Below are 12,381 nucleotides of genomic sequence, written 5' to 3'. Positions count from 1 at the left end.
GGCAAATCGTGGCGCGTGCGTGACCTCCATGCGCGATGTACGGCCCGGCGTGGGCCGGGCCTCACCTCAGACCGGACGCGGCGGCGCGCTTGCGCGACAGGGCGTCGACCCCGGCGGCCAGCAGCAGGACCGACCCGGTGACGATGTACTTCACGCTGGCGCTGTAGCCCATCAGGCCCATGCCGTTGTTGATGACCGCGACCACGGCCCCGCCGAGGACCGCGTCGAGCACCCTTCCCTTGCCTCCGAACAGGCTCGTGCCGCCGATCACCGCGGCTCCGACCGCGAACAGCAGCACGTCGCTGCCGCCCGTGCTCGGGTCGACGGAGCTGGCCTGGGAGGCCAGGACGATGCCGCCGATCGACGCCATGCCGGAGCAGATGACGAAGGCGCTGATCCGGATGCGGTCCACCCGGATACCGGCCCGGCGCGCCGCCTCGGCGTTGCCGCCGACGGCGTAGATGTGCCTGCCGAAGGCCGTGCGGCGCAGGACGAAGGTCCAGAACACCAGCAGAGCCAGCACGAGCGGGACGACGATCGGCACGCCCTTGAGCGAGACCAGCAGGACGTTGCGGCTGCGCTCCAGGTTCAGCGCGTACACCGCGAAGCCGCCGAGGACGGCCAGCGTGCCGACCCGGAAGGCGATGACCGTCGCGGGGTCCGCGAGCAGGCCCCGGCCGGCGCGGCGCCGCGCCCGGACTACCTGGACGAGGGCGTACACCACGACGCACACCGCGTACAGGATCCAGCCGAGGGCCGGAGGGAGGTACCTGTTCTCGATCGCGATGATCACCGGGTCGCGGATCGCGATGTTGTTGCCCTCGTTCACCAGCACCAGCAGCAGGCCCTGGAAGGCCAGGAAGGCGGCCAGCGTCACCACGAACGACGGGATGCCGAGCTTGGCGACCAGCGCGCCGAGCGCGAGCCCGATCACCATTCCCGTGACGATCGCCGCGGCGACGCTGAGGTACCAGGGCCAGCCGTGGTTGGTCATCGCGACGGCGAGCACGGCCGCGCAGACGCCGCTGGTGTAACCGGCGGACAGGTCGATCTCGCCGAGCAGGAGGACGAAGATCAGGCCCATGGCGATCAGGCTGATCGCGGCGCCCTGCGTGAACAGGTTGGCGAAGTTGGTCGCCGAGAGGAACACCGGTCGGAGGATCGCGAAGGCCGTGCAGAGCACGACCAGCCCGAGGATGGCCGGCAGGGCGCCCATGTCACCGCCTCGGACCCGGGCCACGTAGCCGCGGAAGTTGCCGCCGATGCTGGGGGTCTGCGCGGCGGCCTTCTGCCCGGGAAGCATGGTCGTACTCATGCGGTGACTCCGTTGACGTTCTGCAGGCCGAGCTCGCCGCTGCGCCCCGAGGTGATGAGCTCGACGACCTGCGAGTGGGTGACATCGGCCGTCTTCACCTGCGCGGCCATCCGGCCCAGGTACAGGGCCGCGATCCGGTCCGAGACGGCGAATACGTCGTTCATGTTGTGCGAGATCAGGATCACCGCCAGGCCGTTGTCGGCGAGGCGGCGGACCAGCTCAAGCACCTGGGCGGTCTGGGCGACGCCGAGCGCCGCAGTGGGCTCGTCCAGGATGACGACCTTGCTGTTCCACAGCACGGCCTTGGCGATGGCGACCGTCTGCCGCTGGCCGCCCGACAGGCTGGAGACGAGCTGGCGGATCGACTGGACGGTGCGGACCGAGAGGCTGTCGAGGGTCTTGACCGCCAGCTCCTCCATCGTCGCCTCGTCGAGTACCAGCCCGCTGGTCTTCTCCCTGCCGAGGAACATGTTCTGGACGATGTCGAGGTTGTCGCAGAGGGCGAGATCCTGGTAGACGATCTCGATGCCGAGTTCGGCCGCCTCGCGGGGGCTCGTGACGTGGACGGGCTTGCCGTCGAACAGGAACTCCCCCGCGTCGATCGCGTAGGTGCCGCCGATGCACTTGACGAGGGTGGACTTGCCTGCGCCGTTGTCGCCGACCAGCGCGGTCACCTCACCGGTGTGCGCGGAGAAGGCGACGTCGTGCAGGACCTGCACCGGACCGAAGCTCTTATCGAGCCCGCGGATCTCCAGGACGGGTTGGGATGACACGTTGCTCCTCAGTGCTGACGGTACGGCCCGCGTCCGGCTGGGGAGACCTCTTGTGGAGGCCTCCCCCGCATGCGCGAGCCGTACCGAACCTCGCTGCTACTGGATTCCGGCCTCGGTGCACTTGGCGGCGAACTCGCCCGTGCACAGCTCGTCCTTGGTGACGAAGCCGTCCGCGACGACGTCCTTGACGTTGTCGAAGGTGATCGACTGCGGGTCCAGCAGGACAGAGGGGACGTCCTGGTTGGTCTCGGTGTCCTTGACCGTGCCGTTGACGGTCGGCTTCTCACCCTTGGCCAGCGCGATGGCCAGCTCCGCGGCCGCGTCGGCCTCCTTCTTGACCGCCTTGTAGACCGTCATGCACTGGTCACCGGCGAGGATGTTCTGCAGGCCCTGGACGCCGGCGTCCTGACCGGTCACCGGCACCTTGCCGTTGAGCTTCTGCTTCTTGAGCACGGTGATGGCGGCGTTCCCGAGGTTGTCGTTGGCCGCGAGCACACCGGCGATCTTCGGGGAGGAGGTCAGCATCTGCTCGAAGATCGTGCCGCCCTTGACCGGGTCCCAGTCCGGCACGGACTGGTCCGGGCCCTTCTCGAACTCGCCCGAGTCGTACTTGGGCTTGAGCACGCCGTCGTAGCCCGCCTTGAACAGCGTGGCGTTGTTGTCGGTCGGCGAGCCGTTGAGCTCGGCGATCAGCGGCTTGTCGACCTTCTTGTCGGCGAGGCACTTGACCAGGCCCTCACCCTGAAGGGTGCCGACCTTGGTGTTGTCGAAGCTCACGTAGTACGAGGCGCCGCCGCCGAGCGTCAGGCGGTCGTAGTCGATGACCGGCACACCCTGGGCCTTGGCCTTGTCGATGACGGCCTTGCCGGTGCCGCTGTCCAGGTTGACGATCGCGAGCACCGTGGCGCCGTTGGTGATCATCTGGTCGGCGATCGTCTGGAAGGCGGTCTTGTCGTTCTGGGCGTTCTGGATGTCGTAGGCGACACCCGCTGTCTTGAAGGCCTCTTCGAGGTACTTGTGGTCCGCGGTCTCCCAGCGGGGCGACGACTTGCTGTCGGGAAGGATGACACCGATCTTGCCCGGCTTGGCGGCGGAGGACGCGGGGGCCGCGCCGCTGCTCTGGGCGTCGGTCGTACCACCGCTGTCGCCCCCGCAGGCGGTGAGACCGAGGGAGAGCGCCGCCGCGGCGGCTGTCAGGCCGAGGATCCCCTTGCGCATGTGTGCACCGGGTCCTTTCTGCATGAATGGCCACTTCGTGGGGTGGCGTGGGGGTCTGTTTTGGGAGGTGCCCGGCCGAGCTCTGACCGGGGAAGCAACGGCTTCGACCGGGTCTCGGCTTGGCCGTTTCTTTGAATGTTGTTTGCGGCAACGTATTCCTCCCTGAGCCCGCGCGCCAGACCTCAGGCGGCCAAAGTTTGTTGTCGCCGGTAACAATCAGGAAACGCAAGATTAACCGGCCAGGCTCTGCGTGATCAGGACGAAGGCCGAGGCGGCGGCCACCACGAGGATCCCCGCTCGCACGCGCCCGCCGTCGAGGAAGCGCCGCAGGGGTCCTGAGACGGCGAACCCCGCGACCATGAAAGGGATGAGCGCCAGCCCCGCGACCGCCGACCGGCCGGGCAGCTTGCCGACCGCGGCGAGGATGGCCAGGGACTGCGCGGCCGAGAGGAAGAAGTACATCGCCAGGGTCGCCCGGATGCGCGGCCCCGCCGCGTGCTGGTAGACGATCCCCATGGGCGGGCCGCCGATGCCGGTCGCGGTCCCCGTGATGCCGGACACGAAGCCGGCCGCGGTCAGCGTCGCCCCGTTCCTCGGGATCGCGACCGCCGACGCGGTGACCGCCACGGCGACCAGCACCATCGCGCCGACGAAGATCCCGAGGACCTGGGTGCTGACGTAGACGACGATGAACGCGCCGATGGCGCTGCCCGGCAGCCTGCCGAGCAGCGCGAAGCCGAGACCGCGCCAGTCCACCCTGCGCCACTCGGTGGCAAGGGTGAACAGCGGGAGGGTGACGTTGACGATCTGGATGGCGCCGGGCATCACGGTGGGGTCGAGCACCGTGATCATCGGCGCCGCCACCAGCCCCAGCCCGAACCCCACCCCTCCCTGGACGACCGCCCCAACAAATACCGCCAAACCACCCAAAAGCAGTAGAAGCGCCTCATGACTCATGGGTGGCACGGTAGATGCTGATCACCCATCTACCGCAACCGGTTATCCGGCCAGGTCAGCGCCGCTACCAGGCGACCGGCAGCCGGTGCACGCCGTAGATCGCCATGGTGGACCGCGTCGCGACCTCCTCGGGAGGGACGGCGAGGCGCAGGCCGGGGAAGCGGCGCAGCAGCGCGGGGTACCCGACGCGCATCTCGACCCGGGCGAGCTGCTGCCCGAGGCACTGGTGGATGCCGTGGCCGAAGGCCAGGTGCCCCGTCCCCGGCCGGGTGAGGTCGAGCGTGTCGGGGTCCTCGAACTGGCCGGGGTCGCGGTTGGCGGCGGACAGGGACACCGTCACCGTCTCGCCCGCCTTGACGACCTGCCCCTCGATCTCGACGTCCTCCCGGGCCGCGCGCACCGCGCCCAGGTGGACGATCGTGAGGTAGCGCAGCAGTTCCTCGACGGCGGTCGCCGCGAGGGAAGGGTCGTCGCGCAGCGCGGCCAGCTGCACGGGGTTCCGCAGCAGCGTGAAGGTGCCGAGCGCGAGCATGTTCGCCGTGGTCTCGTGGCCCGCGACCAGCAGGAGCATCGCCACGCCGGTGATCTCGTCCTTGGTGAGCTGCCTGGCCGACACCAGGCTGCTGATCAGGTCGTCGCCCGGCTTGGCGCGCTTGTGGTCCACCAGCTCCCGCATGTAGCCCATCAGGTCGTCCATCGCCTCGCGCACCTGCTCGGGCGTCGAGCCGAGGTCGAGCATCACCCGGGACCGCCGCTGGAACCTGTGGTGCCCGCTGTACGGCACGCCGAGCAGCTCGCAGATCACCAGCGAGGGGATCGGCAGCGCGAACTCCTCCACCAGCTCGGCCGGCGGTCCCGCCTGCTCCATGGCGTCCAGCCGGTCGGAGGTGATCTTCTCGATCCTCGGCTCCAGCCGCTTCATGTGGTGCACGGTGAACTGGCCGGTGAGCTGCCGGCGGAAGCGGGTGTGCTCGGGCGGGTCCTCCTGCAGGAAGAACCCCGGCACCTCGGCGAGCAGCTCCTGGATGACCCGCTCGCCGATCGGCGGGTGCAGCAGGCTCGGGTCGGTGCTGAAGCGGGGGTCGGCGAGCACCGCGCGGGCGGCGGCGTGGCCGGTCACCAGCCAGCCCACGTGCCCGTCGGTGTAGAGCAGCGGCCGTATCGGCCCCTCCTCGCGCCACCGGCGCAGATCCTGCGGCGGATCGAAGGGATTCTGACGATGGAGGGGAAGGGCCACCGGGCTCGACATGGCGTGCGTCATCCTGCATTCCTCCCTTTTCTTCATAAGACACTACAAGCCTCGAAATTTCGGTGAATTAAGGGAGTTATCGCTTGTGGTCAAATTTGCCGACGATCACGCCTGCCCCTGCGCCGCAGCAGGTCAACGGCGTGCGAAGGCTCCCAGAAGCACACCGGAAGCACACCGCCGCGGATACGCCCGGCCGGCCTGCCGAATAAACCCCTTGGCGGAGAAAATCCCCCGAGCCCCGGCGACCTTCAGCACATAATCGCCGTGAAACCGGTCAAGCCTCCGCCAATACCAGAACGTTTCACGACATATCATCTCAAGCGCGGTAACTTTATCGCGCAAAGAAGGACCATCCCTGCCGCCGAGAGCGGTGCCCCCGCAGTGCTCTTCGATGCGCCTCCGGAGCCGGCGGCCGCACCCGTGACCCCCATCTGGCCGAGGACGGGGCATACGTGGAGCGGGGGGCCCGCCGGAACGCCGGACAGCCCGGCGGATGGGTGTTCCGCCGGGCTGTCCTCTGTGTGGGAGTGAACCCCCGAGAGCGGGGCCTCGGGCCCCGCCTTACCCTGCTCAGCTCTTGGCGAGCAGGGAGCGCAGGACGTACTGCATGATGCCGCCGTGGCGGTAGTAGTCGGCCTCTCCGGGCGTGTCGATGCGCACGACGGCCTGGAACTCCAGGTCCCCCGCCCTCACCGTGACGGTCGCCGGGGTCGTGCCGGAGTTGAGCTCCTCGACACCGGTGATGTCGAAGGTCTCCTCGCCGGTCAGGCCCAGCGAGGCGGCGGTCTCGCCCTCGGGGAACTGCAGCGGGAGCACGCCCATGCCGATCAGGTTGGAGCGGTGGATGCGCTCGTAGGACTCGGCGATGACGGCGCGCACACCGAGCAGCGCCGTGCCCTTGGCCGCCCAGTCGCGCGAGGAGCCGGAGCCGTACTCCTTGCCCGCCAGCACGACCAGCGGGATGCCGGCCGCCTGGTAGTTCACCGAGGCGTCGTAGATCGTGGAAACCGGGCCGCCGTCCTTGGTGAAGTCGCGGGTGAAGCCGCCCTCGGTGCCCGGCGCGATCTGGTTGCGCAGGCGGATGTTGGCGAACGTGCCCCGGATCATGACCTCGTGGTTGCCGCGCCGGGAGCCGTAGGAGTTGAAGTCCTTCAGCTCGACGCCGTTCTCCTTGAGGTAGCGCCCGGCGGGCGAGTCGGACTTGATCGAGCCGGCCGGGGAGATGTGGTCGGTCGTGACCGAGTCGCCGAGCAGCGCCAGCGTGCGGGCGCCGTGGATGTCGGTCACGGCCTCCGGCTTGCTCGGCATGCCCTCGAAGTACGGCGCCTTGCGCACGTATGTCGAGGCCGGGTCCCACTCGAAGGTGTCGCCCGTCGGGATCGGCAGCGAGCGCCAGGCCTCGTCGCCCTTGAACACGTCGGCGTAGTCACGCCGGAACATGTCCTCACCGATCGAGGAGTTGACGACCTCGGCGATCTCCTCGGTGGACGGCCAGATGTCCGCCAGGTACACCGGCTCGCCGTCGGCGCCGGTGCCGAGCGGCTCGGTGTTCAGGTCGAGGTCCATCGTGCCCGCCAGGGCGTACGCGACGACCAGCGGCGGCGAGGCGAGGTAGTTCATCTTGACGTCGGGGTTGATCCGGCCCTCGAAGTTGCGGTTGCCGGACAGCACGGCGGTGACCGCGAGGTCGCCCGACTGGACGGCCTCGGAGATCTCGTCGGGCAGCGGCCCGGAGTTGCCGATGCAGGTGGTGCAGCCGTAGCCGACGAGGTTGAAGCCGAGCTTGTCGAGGTAGGGCGTGAGCCCGGAGCGCTCGAAGTAGCCGGTGACCACCTGCGAGCCCGGGGCCAGCGAGGTCTTCACCCACGGCTTGCGCGTGAGGCCCTTGTCGACGGCGTTCCTGGCCAGCAGGGCCGCGCCGATCATGACGTACGGGTTGGAGGTGTTGGTGCAGGAGGTGATCGCGGCGATGACCACGGCGCCGTGGTCGAGCTCGAACGACGTGCCGTCGGCGAGCGTGACCGGGGTCGGCGTGCGCGGCCGGTCGCGGCCCGCCTCCGAGCCGGCCTCGGTGGCGGCGACCGGCTTGTCCTCCTGCTTGTCGTGCCCGTTGGCGCTGGCGTTGGAGGCCGGCGAGTCGGAGGCGGGGAAGGACTCCTTGCCCTCCTCGTCGGTGCCGTTGGCGTCAGGGACGAACACCCGCACGTCGTGCCGCCAGGTCTCCTTGGCCGAGGACAGCGCGATGCGGTCCTGCGGGCGCTTCGGGCCGGCGATGGAGGGGACGACGGTCGACAGGTCGAGCTCGATGTACTCGGAGAAGACCGGCTCGCGGGACGGGTCGTGCCAGAGCCCCTGCTCCTTGGCGTACGACTCGACCAGCGCGACCTGCTCGGCGCTGCGGCCGGTGAGCTTGAGGTACTTCACCGTCTCGTCGTCGATCGGGAAGATCGCGCAGGTGGAGCCGAACTCGGGGCTCATGTTGCCGATCGTGGCCCGGTTGGCCAGCGGCACGGCGGTGACGCCGTCGCCGTAGAACTCGACGAACTTGCCGACGACCCCGTGCCGGCGCAGCATCTCGGTGATGCGCAGGACCAGGTCGGTCGCGGTGGCGCCCGGAGGCAGCTGGCCGGTGAGCTTGAAGCCGACGACGCGCGGGATGAGCATGGAGATCGGCTGGCCGAGCATCGCGGCCTCGGCCTCGATGCCGCCGACGCCCCAGCCGAGCACGCCGAGGCCGTTCTCCATGGTGGTGTGGGAGTCGGTGCCGACGCAGGTGTCGGGGTAGGCCTTGCCGTCGCGGATCATGACGACGCGGGCCAGGTGCTCGATGTTGACCTGGTGCACGATGCCGGTGCCCGGCGGGACGACCTTGAACTCGTCGAACGCCGTCTGACCCCAGCGCAGGAACTGGTAGCGCTCGTGGTTGCGCTCGTACTCGCGGTCGACGTTGCGCTGGAAGGAGTCGGGGCCGCCGAAGAAGTCGACGATGACCGAGTGGTCGATGACCATCTCGGCCGGCGAGAGCGGGTTGATCTTGCTCGCGTCGCCGCCGAGGTCCCGCACGGCCTCGCGCATGGTGGCCAGGTCGACCACGCAGGGCACACCGGTGAAGTCCTGCATGATCACCCGGGCGGGCGTGAACTGGATCTCCACGCTCGGCGCGGCGGCAGGGTCCCATCCGCCGACGGCGCGGATGTGGTCGGCGGTGATGTTCGCGCCGTCCTCAGTGCGCAGGAGGTTCTCCAGCAAGATCTTCAGGCTGTACGGGAGACGCTCCGCCCCCTCGACGGCGTCCAGCCGGTAGATCTCGTAAGCCGCGTCACCGACGCGGAGGGTGTCACGGCTGCCGAAGCTGTTCGCGGACACGGAGACTCGCCTCCCTCATTTCACGCTCATCGCCACTGATGGCAGGGCGCACAGTTTTCCTGGTTCGCCCCATAGATCCTGCCGCACCGGTGGAGTGCCATCGCCAGTTAGGCTGCCCTAACCACCTCGGTCGCGGCGCGTGTCTCTCGATATCAAGATATCCCTTCAGATATCTCGACATCAAGTTACCCACCAGTAGGCAGTCAGACGGCCGCCGGCATGAGGCGCACCGCCAACAGGCCTATCACGACGACGGACAGCACGGGGCCGAGGATCTTGATCTCGAAGGCCCTGCCGGTCTTGATCCCGATCCGGTAGGGCAGGAGCCATCGGTGCTTCAACGGCCACAGCACCGGGCACCCGCGCTCGGTCAGGCAGTCGCCGACCACGTGCGCGAGACATCCGATCGTGATGGCGAGGCCGAGCCAGAGGTAGCCCACGTCGCGGGAGTGGAACAGGACGAAGGTCCCCGCCGTCAGGCCGATGTTCACCAGGGCGGAGGTGATGGTCTTGCCGGGGACGCCGATGCCGATCGACCGCAGCGCCAGCCCGATCATCAGGATGACCACGATGTCGCGGCCGATCGGGTAATGGTCGGCCAGCACATGGCAGCCGATCCCGGCCGCGATGGCGAACAGCAGCGAGTGGGTCGCGTGCCGGTGGCCCCCGCTGGCCCAGTTGAACGCCTTGCTGAGCACCCACGTGGCCGGACCGAACGTCTGGGCGATCGTGGCGTGCGGGTGGTCGAGGTCGGGGAGCATCGCCGCTCCCGCGCAGACCAGGGCCCCGGCGATCAGCTCGCCGGGCGAGAGCACGTTGGCCACCACGGGCGTCAGCTCGCCCGCGAGCCCGCCGAGCGCCGGAAGCGCCGTGAGCCCCGGCGCGATGAGCAGCCAGGCGGCGGCACCGCTCAGCGCGTGTGTATGCCCCATCATGCGTAGATCACGATCGGGCACCCTACGGCAAAATCTCCCCCATGCGGCGGAACCGTCTCGGCAACCGGGCGGCGTGTCGCCGGCGTCCTGAGTGCTGCCTGGTCAGGGCCGTGCGGGGTGCCGGGAAAAGCAGACGGGACCGTTCCGCTCCAAGAGCACCCCCCAGCCCTCTCAGAGCAGAACGATCCCGTCCGAAACCTGATAACGCTCGGATCTCGGCATGTGTTCCCGGTGTCGCGTGATCTGCGTCACTTCCTTCGAAATCGACCACCGCTGTGGCGATCGGCGGCGCGGGACCTGACTTCCTCTTGACGATTGGTTGTTTTTCAGAACGTTCGCGATATATCGTTGAAGCATCGAGAACGATCGAAAGTCGATCGCCACTTGCAAGGGGGAAGACATGACCCACACGTATCCGATCGGAGGCGCGCCCTGGCCCGGCCCGCGCGCCATGAAGGGCGCCGCACTGGCCGCCCTCGGCTCCATGGCCGCCGCCTGGCACCACGGGCACCCGCACCAGGGCCCCCAGGGCCACCCGCACGAGGAGGAGGGCCACGAGCGCCGGTTCCGGGGGCACCGGGGGCCGAGGCCCTTCTCCTGGGACTTCGGCAGAGGCCCGTTCGGGCCCGGTTTCGGGTTCGGGGGCGGCCGCCCGCCGTTCGGCAGGGGTGCCCGCAAGGCCAAGCGAGGCGACGTCCGCGCCGCCATCCTCGCCCTGCTGGCCGAGGAGCCGCGCAACGGCTACCAGGTCATCCAGGAGATCGCCCAGCGCAGCCAGGGAGGCTGGAAGCCCAGCCCGGGCGCGGTCTACCCCGCGCTGCAGCAGCTCACCGACGAGGGCCTGGTGCGCGCCGAGGAGACCGACGGCCGCAAGACCTTCCAGCTCACCGAGGCGGGCCTCGCCTACGTGGCCGAGCACCCCGAAGAGGTGCGCGCCCCGTGGGAGGACATGACGCCCAACGTCGACGAGAGCGTCTACGAACTCTTCGATTTGTCGCGCCAGGCCGCCGCGGCGCTCTTCCAGATCGCGCAGACTGGCAGTGACGGGCAAATCGGACAGGCGAAGCAGATCTTGGCCGAGACGCGGCGCAAGCTCTACCAGATCCTGGCCGACGGCGACACTTCGGAGGAGTGACCCTCGATGACCTCGCGGGACGATCTGCGGATCGGTGACGCGGAACGCGACGAGGTGATGACCGCCCTGCGCGAGCACTTCGCGCTGGGCCGGCTCACCCACGACGAACTGGACGAACGACTCGACACCGTGCTCGCCGCCCGCACGGCGGGCGATCTGCGGAAGGTGACGGCCGACCTTCCCGGGCCGTCCTCACCACGCCCCGTCGACCACGCCCGTGAACGGGCGGACGGGTGGGCGCCGCCGCACCACGCCGACCTCGCCACCTGGGGCTACCACATGGCGAGCAGGGCGGACGCGCGCCGCGAGCGGTTCGAGCGGAGGCGCCACGACAGGCCCCCGGTCTTCCTGTTCGTGCTCGCCTTCATCCTCATCGCGTCGTCGGTGTCCGGAGTGATCGGGCCGCTGTTCGCGGTGGTGAAGGTGCTGTTCTTCATGGGGCTGGTCTTCGCCCTGGTCCGGCTGGCGCACCACCGGCACCATCTGCGCCATCCCCGCCTCGGGCGCCGCCACTGAGTGCCCCTCGGGGCCCTTCGAGTATCACGGCCGGGCGGACCCTCAGGGTCCGCCCGGCCTCGCCGTGCGTGCCCTGTCCCCGGCGATTTGGGTCTTGACGCTCCCAGTCAGCGGTCTCATGATCGGCCTGTCTTCCCGACCGCCGCCGTTCCCGGGTTTCGGTTCATGTGGGTCCGGGCATGGTGGCGCACGTTCTCCGCGATTACCTCGCGCCACCGGCCCTGTGGCGAACCGCCGAGGGCTCCGCACCCACGAACGAGGAGTAGCCGATGGTCCCGATTACGGACAATCACTTAGATTGCCACGTTTTCGAGCGGGTGCGCGAAGCGGAGGCGGCGGTCATGCCGCCGGAGGTGTACGGACCGGAGTTCCGCGAGGCCTACGAGAGCGCCGACGGGGTGGTGTGGAAGCTCGAACGCGCGCAGAACTTCCACGAGCCCTACGAGCCGAGCTGGGTGGCGATGACCGAGGGCGACTGGGAACGTTCCCTGCGGCTCGTGGACGAGCTGCGCGGCTCGCTGCCCGCCGATTACGACGGGTACGCCGAGTTCCGGCGCGTCCGCGTCGTCGAGACGCCCATCACGCCGTACATGCAGTGGGAGCTGCACGTCCTCGCCGCGCGCGCCGAGGCGGGCGAGCGGGCCCGTGTCGTGCCGGTCTCCGCCGTACGGCCGTTCGAGCGGTCCGAACCGCTCCCCGAACTGCTGATCTTCGAGTCCACCCTCATGTACGAGGTGCTCTACGACGCCGCCGGCGCCCACCTCGGCGGTCGCCGCATCACCGACCACGACGTGGTCGAGCCGTGCCTGGCCGCCCTGATCGGGCTGTACGAGCAGGGCGAGGAGCTCGCGGCGTACCACCGGCGCGAGGTCGTGCCGCTGCCGCCCCCCGCCGTCCGGCCGCTCGCGTCCTGACGC

The 12,381-nt window shown here is 69.2% G+C and carries 10 protein-coding genes; 3 read left to right on the top strand and 7 right to left on the bottom strand.

Annotated features, from left to right (window positions below; genetic code table 11):
- Nucleotides 1–61 precede the first annotated feature (61 nt).
- The 7 genes from OG589_RS04715 to OG589_RS04685 form a co-directional block, all read right to left on the bottom strand.
- Nucleotides 62–1,315, bottom strand: a complete 1,254-nt coding sequence (locus OG589_RS04715; protein WP_405146482.1) for a sugar ABC transporter permease — start codon at nucleotides 1,313–1,315, stop codon at nucleotides 62–64.
- Entirely contained in the window at nucleotides 1,312–2,088 is a 777-nt protein-coding gene (locus OG589_RS04710) for an ATP-binding cassette domain-containing protein (RefSeq protein WP_405146481.1), read from the bottom strand. Before OG589_RS04710 ends, OG589_RS04715 begins: the two co-directional genes overlap by 4 nt.
- Before the next feature lie 96 nt (nucleotides 2,089–2,184).
- Complete coding sequence (locus OG589_RS04705; protein WP_405146480.1) at nucleotides 2,185–3,306, bottom strand: sugar ABC transporter substrate-binding protein; 1,122 nt, start codon at nucleotides 3,304–3,306, stop codon at nucleotides 2,185–2,187.
- Between the two features lie 231 nt (nucleotides 3,307–3,537).
- A complete protein-coding gene (locus OG589_RS04700; RefSeq protein ID WP_405146478.1) occupies nucleotides 3,538–4,263 on the bottom strand; it encodes a sulfite exporter TauE/SafE family protein in 726 nt (241 codons plus the stop codon).
- A gap of 64 nt (nucleotides 4,264–4,327) precedes the next feature.
- Entirely contained in the window at nucleotides 4,328–5,524 is a 1,197-nt protein-coding gene (locus tag OG589_RS04695; RefSeq protein WP_405146476.1) for a cytochrome P450, read from the bottom strand.
- 558 nt (nucleotides 5,525–6,082) lie between these two features.
- Nucleotides 6,083–8,878, bottom strand: a complete 2,796-nt coding sequence (locus tag OG589_RS04690) for an aconitate hydratase (protein WP_405146474.1) — start codon at nucleotides 8,876–8,878, stop codon at nucleotides 6,083–6,085.
- Nucleotides 8,879–9,081: 203 nt separating this feature from the next.
- Nucleotides 9,082–9,813, bottom strand: coding sequence for a metal-dependent hydrolase (locus OG589_RS04685; protein ID WP_405146472.1), 732 nt, complete (start codon nucleotides 9,811–9,813; stop codon nucleotides 9,082–9,084).
- 400 nt (nucleotides 9,814–10,213) lie between these two features.
- Between OG589_RS04685 and OG589_RS04680 the strand changes: the two genes are divergently transcribed.
- From OG589_RS04680 to OG589_RS04670, 3 genes are all read left to right on the top strand, one after another.
- The gene (locus tag OG589_RS04680) at nucleotides 10,214–10,948 is read left to right on the top strand and encodes a PadR family transcriptional regulator (protein WP_405146470.1); all 735 of its coding nucleotides are present in this window, start codon (nucleotides 10,214–10,216) and stop codon (nucleotides 10,946–10,948) included.
- Nucleotides 10,949–10,954: 6 nt separating this feature from the next.
- Nucleotides 10,955–11,464, top strand: coding sequence for a DUF1707 domain-containing protein (locus tag OG589_RS04675; RefSeq protein ID WP_405146469.1), 510 nt, complete (start codon nucleotides 10,955–10,957; stop codon nucleotides 11,462–11,464).
- Between the two features lie 317 nt (nucleotides 11,465–11,781).
- Nucleotides 11,782–12,378, top strand: a complete 597-nt coding sequence (locus OG589_RS04670) for a DUF6879 family protein (protein WP_405146467.1) — start codon at nucleotides 11,782–11,784, stop codon at nucleotides 12,376–12,378.
- Nucleotides 12,379–12,381 lie beyond the last annotated feature (3 nt).

This window comes from Sphaerisporangium sp. NBC_01403 (assembly GCF_045040145.1).
GTDB classification, from domain to species: Bacteria; Actinomycetota; Actinomycetes; order Streptosporangiales; family Streptosporangiaceae; genus Sphaerisporangium; species Sphaerisporangium viridialbum.
This window is presented reverse-complemented; position numbering and strand designations above follow the sequence as displayed.